The sequence below is a fragment of the Vibrio sp. 10N.286.52.F8 genome (assembly GCF_041468745.1).
Lineage (GTDB): Bacteria > Pseudomonadota > Gammaproteobacteria > Enterobacterales > Vibrionaceae > Vibrio > Vibrio crassostreae_C.
The window spans coordinates 166,541-185,242 of record NZ_JBFRJF010000007.1 but is presented as its reverse complement, the minus strand read 5'-3'; the positions used below and the strand labels follow the sequence as shown (position 1 = coordinate 185,242).

Annotated in this window: 15 protein-coding genes and 2 pseudogenes; 11 read left to right on the top strand and 6 right to left on the bottom strand. The window is 45.7% G+C overall.

From position 1 onward, the window contains the following. The first annotated feature begins 1 nt into the window (after window position 1). The 6 genes from AB4133_RS03095 to cyoE all read left to right on the top strand — a co-directional run bounded on the left by AB4133_RS03095 (window position 2) and on the right by cyoE (window position 8,609). Window positions 2-3,100 (top strand): efflux RND transporter permease subunit, encoded by a 3,099-nt coding sequence (locus tag AB4133_RS03095; RefSeq protein ID WP_372223944.1) that lies wholly within the window; start codon window positions 2-4, stop codon window positions 3,098-3,100. A 733-nt stretch (window positions 3,101-3,833) separates the two neighbouring features. After that, window positions 3,834-4,730: a ubiquinol oxidase subunit II gene (cyoA, locus tag AB4133_RS03090; protein WP_372223943.1), complete on the top strand. Its 897-nt coding sequence runs from the start codon at window positions 3,834-3,836 to the stop codon at window positions 4,728-4,730. A 5-nt stretch (window positions 4,731-4,735) separates the two neighbouring features. Next, window positions 4,736-6,811, top strand: a complete 2,076-nt coding sequence (cyoB, locus tag AB4133_RS03085) for a cytochrome o ubiquinol oxidase subunit I (RefSeq protein WP_372223941.1) — start codon at window positions 4,736-4,738, stop codon at window positions 6,809-6,811. Beyond that, a complete protein-coding gene (gene cyoC / locus AB4133_RS03080; protein WP_080967339.1) occupies window positions 6,783-7,418 on the top strand; it encodes a cytochrome o ubiquinol oxidase subunit III in 636 nt (211 codons plus the stop codon). Before cyoB ends, cyoC begins: the two co-directional genes overlap by 29 nt. After that, on the top strand, window positions 7,418-7,729 hold the full coding sequence (gene cyoD / locus AB4133_RS03075) for a cytochrome o ubiquinol oxidase subunit IV (protein WP_017066633.1): 312 nt from the start codon (window positions 7,418-7,420) through the stop codon (window positions 7,727-7,729). Before cyoC ends, cyoD begins: the two co-directional genes overlap by 1 nt. 7 nt (window positions 7,730-7,736) lie before the next feature. Continuing rightward, a complete protein-coding gene (cyoE, locus tag AB4133_RS03070; protein ID WP_372223938.1) occupies window positions 7,737-8,609 on the top strand; it encodes a heme o synthase in 873 nt (290 codons plus the stop codon). A gap of 77 nt (window positions 8,610-8,686) precedes the next feature. On the opposite strand, the gene AB4133_RS03065 is transcribed toward cyoE, so the two are convergent. From AB4133_RS03065 to AB4133_RS03050, 4 genes are all read right to left on the bottom strand, one after another. Continuing rightward, the gene (locus AB4133_RS03065) at window positions 8,687-9,175 is read right to left on the bottom strand and encodes a hypothetical protein (protein ID WP_017060200.1); all 489 of its coding nucleotides are present in this window, start codon (window positions 9,173-9,175) and stop codon (window positions 8,687-8,689) included. 155 nt (window positions 9,176-9,330) lie between these two features. Next, a complete protein-coding gene (locus tag AB4133_RS03060; protein WP_372223937.1) occupies window positions 9,331-11,307 on the bottom strand; it encodes an alkyl sulfatase dimerization domain-containing protein in 1,977 nt (658 codons plus the stop codon). 310 nt (window positions 11,308-11,617) lie between these two features. After that, window positions 11,618-12,607, bottom strand: coding sequence for an HlyD family secretion protein (locus AB4133_RS03055; protein WP_372223936.1), 990 nt, complete (start codon window positions 12,605-12,607; stop codon window positions 11,618-11,620). Then, the gene (locus AB4133_RS03050; RefSeq protein ID WP_017065282.1) at window positions 12,607-13,218 is read right to left on the bottom strand and encodes a hypothetical protein; all 612 of its coding nucleotides are present in this window, start codon (window positions 13,216-13,218) and stop codon (window positions 12,607-12,609) included. Before AB4133_RS03050 ends, AB4133_RS03055 begins: the two co-directional genes overlap by 1 nt. A gap of 773 nt (window positions 13,219-13,991) precedes the next feature. On the opposite strand from AB4133_RS03050, the gene AB4133_RS03045 reads away from it, so the two are divergent. The 4 genes from AB4133_RS03045 (at window position 13,992) to AB4133_RS03030 (ending at window position 17,630) form a co-directional block, all read left to right on the top strand. Continuing rightward, window positions 13,992-14,927, top strand: coding sequence for a LysR family transcriptional regulator (locus tag AB4133_RS03045; protein WP_372223934.1), 936 nt, complete (start codon window positions 13,992-13,994; stop codon window positions 14,925-14,927). A 236-nt stretch (window positions 14,928-15,163) separates the two neighbouring features. Beyond that, window positions 15,164-15,541, top strand: a complete 378-nt coding sequence (gloA, locus tag AB4133_RS03040; protein ID WP_017066787.1) for a lactoylglutathione lyase — start codon at window positions 15,164-15,166, stop codon at window positions 15,539-15,541. A 14-nt stretch (window positions 15,542-15,555) separates the two neighbouring features. Then, window positions 15,556-16,653, top strand: coding sequence for an alkene reductase (locus tag AB4133_RS03035; protein ID WP_017060206.1), 1,098 nt, complete (start codon window positions 15,556-15,558; stop codon window positions 16,651-16,653). A gap of 110 nt (window positions 16,654-16,763) precedes the next feature. Next, window positions 16,764-17,630: a DMT family transporter gene (locus AB4133_RS03030; RefSeq protein ID WP_017060207.1), complete on the top strand. Its 867-nt coding sequence runs from the start codon at window positions 16,764-16,766 to the stop codon at window positions 17,628-17,630. 100 nt (window positions 17,631-17,730) lie between these two features. Here AB4133_RS03030 and AB4133_RS03025 read toward each other — a convergent pair. Further along, a pseudogene (locus AB4133_RS03025) lies at window positions 17,731-17,856 on the bottom strand (MarR family transcriptional regulator); the annotation flags it as partial. Here AB4133_RS03025 and AB4133_RS03020 point away from each other — a divergent pair. Further along, window positions 17,854-17,970, top strand: a pseudogene (locus tag AB4133_RS03020) (cytochrome c); the annotation flags it as partial. The pseudogenes AB4133_RS03025 and AB4133_RS03020 overlap by 3 nt on opposite strands. A 130-nt stretch (window positions 17,971-18,100) precedes the next feature. Here AB4133_RS03020 and AB4133_RS03015 read toward each other — a convergent pair. After that, window positions 18,101-18,595: a peptidylprolyl isomerase gene (locus AB4133_RS03015; protein WP_017060208.1), complete on the bottom strand. Its 495-nt coding sequence runs from the start codon at window positions 18,593-18,595 to the stop codon at window positions 18,101-18,103. Between the last annotated feature and the right edge of the window lie 107 nt (window positions 18,596-18,702).

The following is an 18,702-nucleotide window of genomic DNA, read 5'->3' as shown; positions in this document are numbered from 1 at the left end:
CATGAAAATCATAGAGACTATTTCCAACACTCGACTGCTTATCTTAATGACTGCACTGCTGATGGTGAGTGGTATTTCTGCGTTCATGACGTTGCCGCGTGCAGAAGATCCGGTGATCATCAACCGTTACGCGAACATTACTACCAGTTTCCCCGGCGCCAGTGCCGAGCGTGTTGAAACCTTGGTAACAGAAGTTATCGAGAACAAGCTGCGTGAGCTGAGTGAAGTTAAACTCGTGAGCTCGACGTCAAGGCCGGGCGTGTCTATTGTCACCTTAGAATTGAATGACACCATCACCGAGCCTGAGCCGGTTTGGTCTCAAGCTCGCGACAAGCTATCTGACATCGAATCCATTTTGCCTGCGGGCTCTCATTCTCCCGATCTCGATAGCGACCATACTTATGCTTTCACAACCATCGCATCTCTAACTTGGTCTGGTGCAGGTGAACCTGACCGATTAACACTCGGGCGCTATGCCAAAGAACTCGCTAAGCGACTAAGAACTTTGTCGGGTACTGAATTCGTTGATGAATACGGGATGCCACAAGAAGAGATTCAAATCAGTTTACGTACGGCCGATGCCGCTGCCTTAGGGCGTTCAAGTGCCAATATTGCTGAGTCGCTAGAAGGGGCAGACGCCAAGAACTCCGCCGGTGAATTGGTCAGTGCTTATTCTCGCTTTGGCTTAGAAATTAAATCTGAACTCGATTCTATTGAACGTATTAAGCAAGTGCCAATAGCCACCGACAGAAATGGTCACATCATCCGTATGGAAGACATTGCTTCTGTGAAACGTGGTGAAAAAACCCCACAAGACCAGATTGCCATTATTGATGGTGAGCCGGGTGTGATTGTCGCGGCAAGAATGCACCCTGATCTGCGAGTCGATAACTGGACGTCGCGAGCTAATGCTCTGATTGGTAAATTTGAGCAAGAGTTACCAAGTAACGTTAAGGTGACCGTGCTCTTTAATCAGCAAGGTTATACCGAAACTCGCTTAGACGATTTAGGCAAAAGCTTGATGATCGGTTTCGGTCTGATTTTGATTGTGTTGTTTGTCACTCTAGGCGTGCGTGCCGCGATCTTAGTGGCCATTTCTCTGCCGTTAACCTCATTATTGACCCTGTCGATCATGAAAATGACCAGTGTGCCGATTAACCAAATGTCGGTGACGGGCCTAATTGTGGCGCTCGGTATCATGGTTGATAACGCGGTGGTGATGGTCGATACCATTCAAGCTTATCGTTTGAAAGGGCAACAACGAGCAGAAGCGACCATGAATGCATTGAAGCATTTATGGGTGCCGTTATTAGGCTCAACTTTAACTACCGTGTTGGCGTTTGCCCCGATTATCTTGATGCCGGGTGCATCAGGTGAGTTCGTGGGGGGAATTGCGATTACCGTTTCTTTCTCATTGATCGGCTCTTACATCATCTCGCACACCTTAATCGCAGGCTTAGCGACCAAGCTATTGCCGAAACAACTCAGTGATGTCGATAAGAAAGGGCAGCACCATTGGTACATGACGGGTTTGAGAATTCCTGCTTTGACGCGCTGGTTCTCATCTTCTGTTCGCTTTGGCGTCACGCATCCAATCATCACGATTGCTTTGGTGTTGTTGGTTCCGTTTACTGGTTACTGGAGTATGTCTCAGCTGACTGAGCAATTCTTCCCGCCATCAGACCGAGATATGTTTGAGATTCAGGTGTACATGCCGCCGCAAGCAAGCATTTATGCGACGAAGAATACCTCTGAGAAAATAGACGATATCATTCATCGTTACCCTGAAGTGGAGCGCATTGATTGGCTAGTGGGCGCTAACTTCCCATCTTTCTATTACAACCTGCAAGCAAGGCAAAATAATGCGCCATACTTCTCGCAAGCGATGGTGAAAACAGAGAGCTTTGACCAAGCCAATGCGCTAATTCCACAGTTGCAAAAGGTGTTGGATGAAGAGGTGCCGGAAGCACAAATCTTGGTACGTAAGCTTAACCAAGGGCCTCCATTTACCGCGCCCGTTGAACTGCGAGTGTATGGTGAAAACCTCGATACGTTGAAAGCGATTGGTGAGGATGTGCGATTGATTTTGGCGGGTGTTCCTCATGTGACGCACACAAGGGAAACGCTGCAACCGGGTACGCCGAAGGTGTGGTTGAAGGTCGATGAAGATACCGCGAAACTCAACGGTATTTCATTGAACCAGTTCGCAGGTATGCTGCAAACTACGCTGACAGGTCGTGAAAGTGGTTCTGTGATTGAAGGCAGTGAGTCGGTACCAATCCGTGTTCGTGTCGCAGATGAGGCGCGTGAGAACTTAGCGCATTTAAGCAATATTCGTTTGCCAATCAGTTCTGATGTCTACTCAACGGGGATCAATGTTTCGACTCTGGCAGAACTGGAATTGACGACCAGTCGCGGCGCGATAACCCGCCGAAATGGGCAACGTGTGAATACCATTGAGGGCTACATTGAAGCGGGTGTCTTGCCTCAAACCGTGCTCAATGAATTCCAAAAACGCCTAGAAAACTATCAGATGCCATCAGGCTACACCATTGGTTTTGGTGGTGAATCCGCTGAACGAGATAATTCAGTCAACAGTCTCATTTCGAATGTCGCAGTCGTGGTGGTATTGATGGTGTTGGTGGTGGTGATGTCGTTCAACTCGTTCCGAATGAGTAGCATCATCTTCATGGTAGCAGGGTTGGCTGGTGGACTAGGGCTGTTGTCGGTATGGATCTTCGGTTATCCGTTCGGCTTTACGGTGATTATCGCGATGCTTGGGATTGCGGGCTTAGCGATTAACGCGGCCATTGTGATTTTGACCGAATTGAAACTCGATAAAGAGGCTTCCTCCGGGAATGTAGATGCAGTCGTTGAAGCTGTGATGTCGTGTACTCGCCATATCAGCTCAACCACGATAACGACTGTTGGCGGCTTTATGCCATTGATCATCGCTGGCGGTGGTTTCTGGCCTCCGTTTGCGGTCGCGATTGTTGGCGGAACGGTATTAACCACGCTTATCTCGTTCTACTTTGTGCCGGTGGTTTATCACTTGATGACTCGAAATCAGCGAAAAACCATCGCGACTCAAGCGGCATAACTGTTTTTTAATTTAACTGCTTTTCAATTGCCCATAATCGAGCCGTATCTGGCTCGATTATGGTGTTGTTATTCTCGATAAATTCATCCCAATTCCTACCATTGTGTTGTTCTTTTCACCGCTATAACGTTCTCAATTAGTCAAATTATCCTTTCTGTTAGTCATAATATTCTTTCAATTCGTCACAGTAGTACATCGATGAATGCTTGGTTATCTTGCTGGTGAATGAGTGGGTATTTTGAATAATCTAACCAGTGAATACCTTGTAAATGGTATGTGAATTCACAATCTTGATGGGCGTCACACTTCTATTTATTCGCTCTTTCTAATGTACCTTGAACTTGCCCTGAGCAGTGGTGACGCGCGAGTGTTTATCTACTTTTTCTAAATCCCTTGTCAGTACTGGCTCCATCTGTGTAGCACGCTATTGATGTGTGTCTTAATCGCTTACTGCTTCTTAGTTTTCGTCTTCATAAATGGAAGGTTAGTTTCCAAGTTTGTTTGGTGAGCTTTCAATTTCAACTCTTCATAATGCGCCGAATGTAACAATGTATTTCAAAGTGTAACAATTAAGTCATGTTTTCTGTGTGGTTTTAACCCAGCAGTAACGAACCTTATTGCATTGCTTTTTGAGATGCGGCGTTTCACATGCTCAACACATAAATATTCTAATGATCATGACAACCAGTACTCAGACGTTCGTTCTGAGGCTGGATAACCATCGAGAAAGTTAATGGAAGCTTCAAGATATAAACGCATTTTATCGAGGACAAATTTGTCGAAGATTGGTTTGCTGGGAACCGTTCTGATGCTCGAAGGATGTAACTCCGCATTGCTCGACCCAAAAGGTAGCGTTGGCGTTCAGGAAAAAGAGCTGATTATCACGGCTCTGTTGCTGATGTTGATTGTCGTCATCCCAGTGATTCTGATGACCATCTACTTTGCTTACCGATACCGCGAGAGCAATACCACGGAAGAGTATGCACCTGACTGGGCACACTCAACCAAGATTGAAGTGGTGGTATGGACGATTCCAATCATCATCATCGCGATTCTAGCCACCATCACTTGGCGAACAACACACGAATTAGAGCCATCAAAGCCTCTGGTGAGTGACGTTAAGCCTATGGTGATCGAAGTGGTCTCTCTGGACTGGAAATGGCTGTTCATCTATCCGGAGCAAAACATTGCGACGGTTAACTATGTTGCGTTCCCGAAAGATGTTCCGGTGACGTTTAAGCTGACTTCAGACAACATCATGAACGCATTCTTTATCCCGCGTCTTGGTTCGCAGATCTACGCGATGCCGGGAATGGTGACCAAGTTGAATTTGATTGCAAACCACGAAGGTGACTTCAAAGGCTTTGCATCGAACTACAGTGGCAAAGGGTTCTCACAGATGAAATTCACCGCATCAGCTCTGCCTGATCAAGTGGCGTTTTTAAACTGGGTGGAGAAAGTGAAAGCAAGCCCTGATCGCATTGAAGATTGGGAGCAGTTCCTTTCATTGGCCGCGCCAAGTGTGGCTGAACCTGTGACGCTGTTTTCTAGTATCCCACCATTTTTATTCACTGATGTCGTGACCCAGCACCCTGGTTCAATGAACTGTCTGCCGGAAACCCAAGGATAATCGTCATGTTTGGAAGATTAACTCTAGACTCAATTCCCTACCACGAACCCATTATTTTGATCACCTTAACCATGATCGCTTTAGTGGGTAGTTTAGTGGTGTATGCGGTAACAAAAGCCGGTAAGTGGCAATACCTTTGGAATGAATGGTTTACGTCTGTAGACCACAAAAAACTAGGCTTCATGTACATTGCGGTAGCGATGGTGATGTTAGTTCGTGGCTTTGCCGATGCGGTCATGATGCGTAGCCAGCAATTGCTTTCTGCAGCCGGTGAAACGGGCTATTTGCCGCCACATCACTACGACCAGATCTTCACGGCTCACGGCGTGATCATGATTTTCTTCGTAGCGATGCCTTTGGTTATCGGTTTGATGAACATCATCGTGCCGTTGCAAATCGGTGCTCGTGATGTTGCATTTCCTTATCTGAATAACCTGAGCTTCTGGCTGTTTGTGGTGGGTATTATCCTAACCAACATGTCACTGGGCTTAGGTGAGTTTGGCCGCACGGGTTGGTTGGCGTATCCGCCGCTTTCCGGTATTGAGGCAAGCCCGGGGGTGGGTGTCGATTATTGGATATGGGCGCTGCAAATATCCGGTGTGGGTACTACGCTAACGGGTGTGAACTTCTTTGCGACCATTTTGCGCATGCGTACTCCGTCTATGCCAATGATGAAGATGCCAGTATTCACTTGGGCATCTCTGTGTGCCAACATCCTGATCATCATCTCTTTCCCAATCCTAACGGTAACCATCGCGCTTCTGACGTTGGATAGATACATCGGCACGCACTTCTTCACCAACGACCTTGGTGGCAACGTGATGATGTATGTGAATCTGATTTGGGCATGGGGACACCCTGAGGTGTACATCCTAATCTTGCCTATCTTCGGTGTGTTCTCTGAAGTGACTGCAACCTTCTCTCGCAAAAAACTGTTTGGTTATACCTCACTGGTATGGGCGACGGTGGCTATCACTATTTTAGCGTTTGTGGTTTGGCTGCATCACTTCTTTACCATGGGTTCAGGCGCCAATGTGAATGCCTTCTTTGGCATCGCAACCATGATTATCTCTATCCCGACCGGGGTTAAGATCTTCAACTGGCTGTTCACCATGTACAAAGGTCGTATCCGTTTCACAACACCTATGTTGTGGACAGTTGGCTTCCTTATCACCTTCACCGTTGGTGGTATGACGGGCGTGTTAATGGCAGTACCGGGTGCAGACTTCATTCTGCATAACTCAGTATTCCTGATTGCGCATTTCCACAACGTAATCATCGGTGGCGTAGTGTTCGGTTGTTTCGCTGCGATTGGTTACTGGTTCCCGAAAGCGACCGGTTTCACTTTGAACGAGCTTTGGGGCAAACGCGCGTTCTACTGCTGGATCATCGGCTTCTTGATGGCGTTCTTGCCGCTTTACGCTCTAGGTTTTATGGGCATGACGCGTCGTTTGAGCCAAGACATTAACCCTGAGTTCTTCCCACTATTGGCGGTTGCGGCTGCAGGTACGGGCGTGATTGCGATGGGTGTGGTGTGTCAGTTCGTTCAGATTTACGTGAGTGTTCGTGACCGCGACCAAAACCGAGATCTAACGGGTGACCCTTGGGGCGGACGTACATTCGAATGGGCGACATCGTCACCACCACCGTTCTATAACTTTGCAAAATTGCCTAAGGGCGATGAGATCGATTCGTTCTGGTATCAAAAGCAAAGTGGTGAGTTTGATCCAACTCAGGAAGAAGAATACGAACGTATTCACATGCCGAAGAACACACCGACAGGCATTTATGTGTCTGCATGGGCGTTGGCATTTGGCTTCGCAATGATCTGGTACATCTGGTGGCTAGCGGCTGCAAGCTTAGTAGGCATCGTGGTGACGTGTATTCAACACAGCTACAACGACGATGTGGACTACTACGTGGAAGTTGAAGAGATCAAAGCGATTGAAGCGGCTCGACGTGCACAGCTTGCAGAAGCGAAGAAACAGTCAGTGAAAGGCGACCATTCTGGTCGTGGTAACAGCGCTGACACTGATAACAACGACAAAAAAGATGACTTGGAGACGACGTATGCAAGCTAATACTCCGTCACACACTTATGATCTTGCACACTCGCATGATCATCACCACGAAGCTGCGGGGAATAAGTTGTTTGGCTTCTGGGTTTACTTGATGAGTGACTGTGTCCTGTTTGCCACGCTTTTCGCGACGTATGCCGTGCTTGAGAGTGGATCAATTGCAGGGCCGACAGGTAAAGACATCTTTGAACTGCCGTTCGTGTTTGTCGAAACCATGATGCTGCTGTTCAGTAGCATCACCTTTGGTTTTGGAATGATTGCAATGAAGCGCAAAGACGTGACCGGACTGAAGCGATGGATCAAAGTGACTTTCGTATTGGGCTTAGCCTTTATCTGTATGGAAGTGTATGAGTTCCACCACTTGATTGCAGAAGGTTATGGTCCTCAAGAGAGTGCGTTCCTTTCAGCGTTCTTTACCTTGGTTGGTACACACGGTTTGCACGTAACGTTCGGTCTTATCTGGATGGCGGTGGCGTATCACCAACTTTCAACCAAAGGCTTGAACGACAACATGTCGATGCGTTTCCAGTGCTTAAGTTTGTTCTGGCATTTCCTTGATATCGTTTGGATTTGTGTATTTACCATCGTGTACTTAATGGGGGTGATGTAATGGAACAGCATCTAGACAGCGGTGCAACGGATTACGTGAAAGGCTTTATTGCTTCACTAATTCTCACCATTATTCCGTTCTACATTGTGTGGGCACATGCGCTACCAAGTACGGAAACTTACGTGATCTTGTTCGGCTGTGCGCTGGTGCAAATCTTTGTCCACTTTAAGTACTTCTTGCACATGGAAGCGAAATCTCCCGATGGGCGTTGGAACTTGGTGTCATTGATGTTTACCGCCATTGTTGTATTGATTCTTATCGCTGGCTCGGTATGGATCATCTACAACATGAACGTCAACATGAAGTTGTAGGCTAGGTATGCTGAAAAGATATCTGTCTATCACCAAACCGGGCATCATTTTCGGCAACCTGATTTCTGTTGCGGCGGGGTTCTTCCTCGCCGCAAAAACAGAACCAGCCAATGCGATGTTGTTACTGACAACATTAGCGGGTGTGGGACTTGTGATTGCATCAGGTTGTGTGGTGAATAACATCTTTGATCGAGACATCGACCAAAAGATGAAGCGCACACAAAATCGAGAATTGGTTCAGGGCAACATCAATACGGACGTCGCGTTCGTTTATGCCTTGGTTTTACTGCTCTTAGGCACAGCGCTTCTGTTTCAGTTCGCTAATCCGATCTCTGCGGTCATGGTGTTGCTTGGCTATGTGTTTTACGTCTTTTTCTACACCATGTGGTACAAGCGTACATCGGTGTACGGCACTTTAGTTGGCAGTATTTCTGGCGCAGTTCCGCCATTAGTTGGTTACCTTGGTGTGACGAATTACTTGAGCTTAGAAGCCGTTCTGCTGTTCATCATGTTCTGCTTATGGCAGATGCCACACTCGTATGCGATTGCGATGTTCCGCATTCAAGACTACCGCGATGCAGGTATACCTGTGTTACCGGTGAAAGAGGGCGTCGACAAAGCACATCAGCACATGAAAGCGTATGTAGTAGCGTTTGGCGCAGTTGCTCTGGCGTTGTTCTTACTCGGAGAGGCGGGTTATGAATACCTAGCGGTGTCGGCGGCCGTTTGCTTTATGTGGACCAAAGTGACATTCCGCAAGGTCGATTGCCTCAACTACATTCAGTGGTCAAAGACCGTTTTCAAGGTCTCTCTGCTGGTGGTGATGGGCATCAGTGGCGTACTAGGGCTCGAACTGATTCCGCTGCCTACGCTTTTTTGATTTAAGTTTGTCGTTGAACCCTCAATGTTCTGAAGTCCGAGGGTTTGACGACTTTTTATCTGTCCCGCTTTAAGCTATTACCCTTCAAAAATATCACTAAGCCAATCTTCAAGCTGCTCTCGTTTGTCTTGAGGGCCATTGATTACCACTAATCCATTCAGTGTCGCTTGATCCCAAGAGATCGTTCCGTTCGCTAATGCATCGAACACGTCGAGCTCTGTAATAAGCAATAAATCGTTCTCTGTCGGCAAAGTGTCTCTTCCTGAAATGTTCACGCCTTTTTCAATGCTGATTTGGCTGTAGTGACCTTTAATCGCTTCAAATAAGTTGAATTCAATCTTACTCGGATGCGCCTTTGCGAGTGCTGACTTTATCGAAAACAGTTTGAAATGATCCGGTTTATCTAGGTTTCCGAACTCGTCATCTTGCCTTGCTGTGATGACATTGCCAAATACCTCCAGTGAACCGGGCTCTGTCACTAAACTAAATCCGGTTTCTTGGTGTAATCCGCAAGCTAATACCAGAGAAGAACTGAGTGAAAGCAAAAGAACAAAACGTTTTAGCATGTGTGAACCTTAAAAGAAGCAGGGCAGTTTCCTTACTCCAACAATAGACCTAGATCGTTGAGTTAAGGTTGCGAACTGTACCAATAAATAAACGATAAAGGGACCACAATGGGTCCCTAAGTTATCGACTCGCCATCCTTAGCAGCCTTTGATTATTAGCGAACGATGAGCATGATCTCTTCTGGAGTCATTGGCTTATCGAAGTAGCTCATGAATTGACCGAAGCCTTTGATGTCGCCATTCGAGAACTTGAATGCACCAGACTGTAGGTTAGTACCAATCACTTGTTGAGCGTTTGGACCCGCAATCAATATTTGGTTCAGTACGGCACGAGTAGTGTCGATTTGAACGTCTGCACCTTTCACTGCTTCTTCGTGTAACTGAGCAATACCGTTACGGATTTCGATAGTGAATGCTTCGTTCGTATCAGAGAAGTTGTACGTTAGCATCATGTTTACGTCTAACGAGTTTTCTGCGATAAGCGTTGAGGTCATCATATCGAAGATTTGCTTACTTGGTAGCGCAGTTAGTACGTCTACAGAAGCGAAGCTGATCATGTTAGAGAAATCACGAGTACCTTCTAGTTCAGCTGCAGCATTCAATGCCCAGTTGCGCCAGTTGATGTTCACTTGATCTGCAGACCATGCTTTGTAAGCTTGTGCTTTCAGTAAGCGTGCTTCCATGTCATCTTTGTTTACCGTGATTGGGTAAGAAAGAATCTCTGCTGCAAAGGTGTAGTTCTCTGCGTTCATCGCCGCTTTTGCTGTGTCGATGATGTTGTCACGACCGCCCATGATCTCTACGAATGCTTTAGCGCGTTGCTCGTAAGCCATTGGCTCTAGCTGCCATGGATCCGCTTCGAAGAAACCGTTGTAACCTACGTAAATCTGGCGAACGGCGTGTGCAACAGTGCCGTAGTGCTCACCTAACCAAGGGTGTTCTGCAAGGTGCTTAGGAAGTTTAACCACTTCAACTAGCTCGTCTGGCGTCATACCTTTGTTCATGTAACGGATTGTTTGGTCATGCGTGTATTGAATCGCATCACGGTAAGCCGTTAATACGTCAGCTACCGCTTCTTTACCTTCAACAGGGCGACCGTGAGAGTTAATCATGATCTCAGTGTCGAACTTACGCATTACGTCGATGCCCTTGAACCACATTGATGGGTCACGGAATTTAGTACCACGGATGGTGTGAAGGTTAGGGAAGTTCTCACCTTGAAGTACTTCAGCCGCGTGCAGGATTTTTTGCTCTGGGAAGTAAACCACTAGCTCATCTTTGGTTTCAGATGGCACGTTCTCGATGTGCATTTTCACGCCAGCAATTTCGATTTCGATGTGGCTTTGGCTTGGTACAAGCAGGTTTGGTTCAATGAACGAGATAGCACCTTGCATGAAGCGTGGACCAAGGCCATCGTTTACTGTGCCGTGCTCGCCTTCTTCTACGTGCTTAGCGCCTGTGTAAGAAGTACGGTGACCAAATAGAGTACCTAGGTTTGAAGACCAGTTAGCCACTGCCGCGGTTAGGCCTTCTTCTGCGATGATTTTCACTTCACCTGATGCCACTTCTTCATCCGTTACCCATGCACGCACACCTGAGATGTGGTCGATGTGGTTGTGAGAGTAGATGATGGCTTTAACTGGCTTGTCGGTGATTTGACGAAACTGCTCTTTAACCGATTGAGCCATTTCTACCGACTCACCTGGATCAACAATAATGATACCGTCAGTACCTTCGATCATTACTGGTGTATCGAGACCAAAACCGTAACCAAGGTAAATGTTGTCATCAACTTTGATGATTGCTTGGTCCATTTTTCGGCCATGCTTAGTTAGAGTTGGATGAACGTGGTCAGATTCTTCTGTGTAGGCCAGAGAGTGGCCAGTTTTAGAAACAACTTGGGTACGCTCGCCTGTGCCCCAGAACATGTTTGATTTGTGTTCGAATAGAACCTCGCTTTTGTAGCGAGCATCAAGGTCAATGTTTTGGTATTGCGCAGCATTTGATGTCTGAAGTTCTTGGCCTATTTTCGATGTCGCTTCGACAATCGGTGTTGCAGATGCAAAACCAGAAGCAAGTAGAGTGCTCGCAATAGCAACAGGAAGCGCCATTTTTTTGAATGTATTAGTCATGGTAGTGACCTTATATTTGGATACAGGAATTGGATTTCTTGAGCCAAATGATAGAGGTGGGGGAGGTCGCTATCTACGCGCTAATAATATTTCAATCTATCGTTTTTTCGATGATTTGTTTGATAAACGATTGTATTGGCGATTAATTTTGATCTAAATCAATTAGTAAATGAGCTTGCAATAGATACAAAAATGCCCTGAAATTCAGGGCATTTGTTTTACAATTAGTCGCTAGTTCATGAGTGGCTGTGATACGAGTGAATAACAGCCAAATCATTGAATATTTAATTGCTTATCAAGAGCTAATCGTTTACCAAGCACCTAAGTATGACTTGTAAGATTGTAGGCGAACCGTTGCTGCACCGATTACATCGATGAAGCCCCAGAACGGATGTGGCTTCTCAGCTGAGATCCAAGCCGCGCCAGTTGCACCAATAGGGATGTTGTAACCTTCTGGTTCAATGATCTCAAGTACGATAGTACGACCTAAACCATTGCCGTTTCTTACCACGTGTTGACCGACGCTTTGTGGCCCCTGAAGTGGAGAAATACTCGACTCACCGGTACCGGCATTAAAGCTGTGTACTTTTGCTCGGAACACGTGGCCTGGGTATGCATCAACGAAGAACTCAGCGAAGTCTCCTACTTGAACATAGCCATAAGTTTGGTCTGAAATACGCATCTCAAGAAACTTTTTGCTGGTGTTGTAGAGGTGCATGTTACCCATGACAGAACCTTCAGCAATATTCACTATCGATACCTGACCATCAAACTCAGCTCTAATGGTCTTTTTCTCTTGCGCCCAATTTACTTTTTGTAAATCGGCTTTTAACGACACCAGTTCAGCATGCAGCACTCGAAGATCAGAGTCGTACTTTTCTACGTCACGCATATTGAAAATTTCAGGTGACGTTTCAGCACGCTCTAAGTCGCGATTCATTTGCTTGATCTCTTCTTCTTTCTGAACAATTGAAGATTCGATCTTTGCTTTGTCTGCGGCTGAGTCAATGTCGACGAGTGTGTAAATTACGTCGCCTTCTTTAACCATTTGGTTGTGTTCAACAAGCACTTGGTCGATCTGCTGGCCAAAGATCGGTGACATTACCGCGTGTGGTGCTTTCACTGTGGTTGAGTTGGTTAGATCAACGGGTGCCCACAAGCGAGAGATAACCGCTAATACCGCAAGAATCGTTACGCCGCCAATGGCAGCCCATGTGTAGTTCTTGAAGTTCTTCTTAAGTGCGCCTGTCGCGAACAGTGACCATACAATTAGGATGTATGGAATCATCATCTCTTTCATTATGCGACCTCTTTTTCTGTAGCGGATGGTGTTGTTGGAGTCTTTTCTTCTGAAGCCTGTTCTTTTGAAGATTGCTCTACTGAAGACGGCTCTGTTACCGGTTGTTCAGGTGATACGTGGACTGCGGCTGTCTCTGTATTGGTTGCGTCTTGTTTAGGCTGAACACCACGGCGAATCACATCACTCAGTGATTGACCAATATGTTTCCAGTTCGCCAATGCGATAACCAATGCGATAACCCAGAATGTTTTGCTGATGAAGAGTCCGCAAAGTGACAGTGCAAACACGATTTGAACGTGAGCGCTTTTGTGCTCTTTTGCTTTATGCACACCCAGTTCATGCAACTGCCACATGCCGTAAACACCGGCTAAAACCACAGCAATGGTCACTGAGAACAAGTAACCAGAGAAGGACTCCATCTGGAAGAAGTTCATCATCATTTCATTGGGATGATTGTTGAATTGAGACATGTCGATGTCTTTAGAATGGATTGTGCCTAATGGTGCAAGAGCCCATGCTCCCGCAAACATCACTGCCATAAACAGGCAGAATTTAATCAAGACCATCACAACGGCCCAGATTTTCTGGAAAACGATTTTTATAAAGTTCATATCTCAACCTAAATAAGGAGAGAGAAAGTGCAGCCTTGGTACAAGACTTTTAGAAGACATCTGAAAGAGGTGTTGAACTCACGTAACCGTATAGACCTACTGAGTCAAAAGTACTAGATGACAATTAAAAATCGCTTTGACCACGTAGACAACGCATTCTCGCGAATAGAGTGTTAAAAACACCTGGCGAAATCATTCTTAAGTAACGTCTACCATTGATAGGTTCGTTTGCTGCATTGGGTTTTAAGGCCGTCTTCCGTGATGTGTGCAACACCATCATCTACACATTTTTAGGTTTTCTGTTTAGGTTAAGAATTGATTTGTTGGCGAAATAATAGGAAGTGTAACTGGTGCTATCTACGCATTATTGCGATATTGAATTATCGTAATTACGATGAATTGAGTGGTTGCTTAAACGTGAGGTGGGTTTATTTGAACAGGCTCAAACTCGGCTTATAAAATATGTCTATTTAATTAGCCTGGATCATAGAAGTGGCTATAAAAGTATCAATAAGGCAGGACGGAAATATTGAATACTCCGACCAGTCTAGGGTGAGTTTGGGTGGATTAAGCGTTACTGGCACAGCGAAGAGATTTAGATTCCAATCTGGCGAATGTGGCAGCTATTCGAAAGAGTGAGTTGTTCTGACATTTTTGCTCTTTACCATATGATGCTTCCTTCTCAGTTTTGTTTTCTCAATGAGCATCCGTTGTTTCATTCTATCGCTTTTACGATAAGATAATTAAATCTATCGCCAAATGAGCACTGAATCATGAGTAATGACATTCCGAATTTTAACTTATTGGCTGTGTTTTCAGCGGTGATGGAGCAGGGCAGTTTGAGTAAAGCTGCGGATCAACTCAGTACCAATCAATCGACCATCAGCACCGCGTTAACTCGTCTAAAGAAAGAGATTGGCCAAGAGCTTTTTGTTCGCAAAGGAAGAGGTGTTGCGCCTACGTCTTATGCGCAAAGCTTGTATGAACAAATTAAAGCGCCGATCAATGAACTCAATGGCGTGTTTCAGTCGATGGCTAATTTTGATGAGCAATCCTCTGAGCGTAAGTTTGTTATTTCTGCACCTGAGCACTTACAGTGGGTACTTCTCAATAGTTTCGCGGCGCCTCCTAATCAAAACTTGTCGCTGGAAGTCTTTGATCAACCAGACAGTGATGAGCGCATTTATGAAGATCTTTTGACTCAAGAGTTCGATGCGATGATCGATATTGTGGTGCCTGAACACCCAAGTATCGTCAGTGAAACACTTTATGAAGGCGAGTTTGTGATCGTGTGTCGAGCTGATCATCCACGGATTCAAGGTGAAATCAGCGAAGCTCAGTTCCTAAGTGAAAAGCATGCTGTATTAGACAGAACACGACGTAAAGTTCGCAGTTTGAATCACTACACTTCTTTGGATCTGTCCCAGCGTAAAATCGTGTTTCACGGGCGCTCGCTGTTCAGTAATATTTTGCTGTGTAGCCAATCCGATTACATCACTGTCGTGCCTTTATCTATGGCCGTGCAGTTCCAAGAAAAGTTAAGTTTGCAGCTGTTCAAGCCGCCCTTTGAATATCAGCCGATATCTCATTACCTGATTTGGTTGAAGAAGCAGAACAGCGACCCCGCTCATAAATGGTTCAGAGAACAAGTCATCAATACATCAGATTCAATGTCGAAGGCGCTTAAAGATAGGCGGTTGCGATTTTAATTGAGAGTCTAAATCTAAGGGGAGTATTGGCTTCCCTTTTTTGTGTCGCTTAGTTGGTACTAGACAATATGTTAATAACAAAAAATTATTAAAATGAGAATATTTAATAATTTCACTGATTTGTGTGTGTTCAGTAATATACCTAGCAACAGAGAAGTAGGTGGCCTCAAGGTCAACCTAAACGAACATTACTTAGCTTCTGAACGAGGCTGAGATTAAAGTATCAAGGGCGAAATATGAAATTCCTACACACAATGATCCGAGTTACTGATTTAGACAAGTCTATCGAGTTCTACACCAAGGTATTGGGAATGAAGGAACTTGAACGCCACGAAAACAAAGAGTACCGCTACACATTGGTTTTTGTTGGCTATGAGCAAGGCGGCACGACTATCGAGCTAACGTACAACTGGGATACGAATGAGTACGAGATGGGCAGCGCGTTTGGTCATCTGGCATTGGGTGTAGAAGATATTTACGCAGCATGTGACAAAATCAAATCGCTAGGTGGCAACGTCACTCGCGAAGCGGGTCCAGTGAAAGGCGGCTCAACTCATATCGCTTTTATTACTGACCCAGACGGCTACCAAATCGAACTGATTCAACTAGGTTAATCGAGGATATAACAATGACAAACGCACTATTTCAACCAATTCAACTTGGTAATATCGAGCTTAAAAACCGTATTGTTATGCCACCGATGACGCGTTCTCGCGCAACGCAACCTGGTAATTCAGCAAACGATATGATGGCGGCTTACTACGCTCAGCGTGCTTCTGCAGGTTTGATTATTGCTGAAGGCACACAAATTTCACCTATGGGTCAAGGCTATGCTTGGACTCCGGGTATCTATTCTGATGAGCAGATCGCTGGTTGGAAAAAAGTGACTGATGCCGTACATGAAAAAGAGGGCGTTATCTTCGCTCAACTTTGGCATGTAGGCCGTGTAACACACCCAGACAACATTGGTGGTGAACAGCCAATCTCGTCTTCTGCACTTAAAGCACAAAACGTAAAGGTATTCATCGATAACGGTACTGATGAACCGGGCTTTGTTGATGTGGTTGAACCTCGTGAAATGACGAAACAAGACATCAAAGAGGTGGTTGAACAGTATCGCCAAGCGGCTTTGAATGCGGTTGAAGCAGGCTTTGATGGTATCGAACTTCACGCAGCGAATGGTTACTTAATCAACCAATTCATCGATTCTGAAGCAAACAACCGCACTGACGAATACGGTGGTTCAATTGAAAACCGTTTACGTTTCCTAGGCGAAGTGGTTGAAGCTATGGTTGAAGCGATTGGTGCTGACCGTGTTGGTGTCCGCCTTGCTCCGTTCACATCGTTGAATGGTACGGTTGACGCTACACCAGTAGAGACTTACACAGCGGCGGCAGCACGACTTAACCTATACAAAATTGTTTACCTACACATTGCAGAAGTTGATTGGGACGATGCACCTGAAACGCCAAAAGCATTTAAAGCGGCAGTTCGTGAAGCCTACGAGGGTGTCCTTATTTATGCGGGTAAATACGATAGCGAGCGTGGCGAAAAAGCCGTTGCTGAAGGCGTAACTGACATGGTTGGTTTTGGTCGTCCATTCGTTGCGAACCCAGATTTACCAGCTCGTATTCAAAATGGTTACCCACTTGCAGCGCACGATCCAAACACATTGTTCGGCGGTGCTGAAAAAGGTTTAACGGATTACCCAGAATACGCAGGCTAAAAACAGCTGCCTGAAACAGAGTATTGAGATAGTATCTTGATCCTGTTGAATGTTTATAAAAAGCAACCTTGCAGAGTCGGGTTGCTTTTTTTGTTATTGGACTAAGTAAAATGATGAACGTGAAAGCGATGCGCGGAGAGCTTTACCTTCTATTTGCCACCCTGCTAGCTGGGGTGGGATGGATTGCATCTAAGCTGGTGGTATTAGAAATGCCTGGGCCAGTGTTCATTGGTGTGCGATTCCTCGTCGCGAGTCTTATTCTTCTGCCATTTTGTATTCACCATATTCGTAAGCTTTCGTTTAAGCAGATTCTGTCTCTTTGCGGCGTGGGTTTGTTGTTGTCTGCCTCATTGCAGGTATGGGTGTTTGCAGTTTCGGTGACTGAAAGCTTGTCGGAAGGGGCATTCATCATGAGCTTAGCCATGATCATTGCACCGTTTGTGTCTTGGATTTTGTTTCGAGTTAAGCCTAATCGCGCGTTTTGGATGTCTTTCCCGATCGCGATTATTGGCATGCTGTTGCTGACTTTGGGTAACGGCTGGCATGTTGAGCAGAGTCAGATTTATTTCTTACTAGCATCGATGTTGTTGTCTGTTCACTTTGTGATGAACAAGCGTGTGATTACCAATATCAAGCCTATCGCATCAATCTGTGTGCAACTGTTTGTGGTGGGTGTGAGTGGTTTAGCCTTTGCTTCTATGACAGCTCAGCCGGAGTTCGAAATCACCAAAACCTTAGTCTTCTGGTTTATTGTCTCTGCGGTGATCGCAACGTCTATTCGTTACTTGCTACAAACGGTCGGTCAGCACTCCGTGAACATGGAAGTGGCGGCATTGATCATGATTCTTGAGCCTGTGTGGACGCTGCTGTTAAGTGTGAGTGTGCTTGGCGAAAGTGTAGAGATGCAGAAGCTGCTCGGTGGGGCGGTGATCATTGCTTCACTATTTTGCTATATCAAATGGTCGAGACGAAAATAAAACACTCGGCGCAAGGCCGAGTGTGGGTTGTTTTTCAATACACGTTCAGAGTGTAATAATTTCTAAGCACTAAGCTTGCTAAGCAGTGAACGCGGTAAGATCAGATTGCCGCGACTACTTTCTGAAGTAGCTTGAGCATTTGTTGTTGCTCTTCAGCATCTAACTCGTTCATCAACTCTTTGTTTAAACGAACGGGGATAGGAACGAGTTGTTCTTTAAGTGCTTTTCTGAGCCTTATCAGGCGACTGTTGAACAAGACTTGTCGAGTGCAGAGCAAGGGTTAAATTCTGCAAATAAGACGTGCAAAGGGTGTCACCGTACTTATCGTTCTCGCTGGTAACTATTCTAACAACGAGCTTTAAATACAGGTGGTAAAGTCGAACCCTTACCACCATAGTCCTATCGCACAGCCTTCTTTTCTTTATGCCATCAATTCGAATGCACTAGGGGCGGGAAAGGACGTGAATGAATTAGTCGCGAATAGTGACTTTTGTAATCACAATATCTTCGCAAGGCACATCTTCGTGTCCCCAGCGAATGGTTGTTGGTGCTTTCGCAATTTTGTTTACCACATCCATACCTGCTGAAACCTTACCGAATACCGCGTAACCCCAGCCAGCATTGGTTGTTGAGGTGTGATCTAGGAAATCGTTGTCATCAAGGTTGATGAAGAACTGCGCCGTTGCAGAATGTGGTGCATCAGTCCGAGCCATTGCCACAGAACCAATCACATTCTTCAAACCACGGTTTGCTTCGTTGACGATTGGGGCGCGAGTTGGTTTTTCTGTCATGTCGATAGTGTGACCACCACCTTGAATCATGAAACCTTCAATAACACGGTGAAATGTCGTGCCTTCGTAGAAACCGTCTTGGCAGTATTTAAGGAAGTTTTTCGACGTTACTGGCGCTTTTTCAAGGTTCAGTTCAATCTCGATATCGCCAAAGTTGGTGGTGAAAGTAATCATAGGGCTACCTAAAGTTGAAGTTTTACTGAGTCGTAATGACGAAAGTGGGTTGCAGTATAGGGAAAATAACAGCGGATACCAGTGATGGTTTTATTGTGGTTGAATTC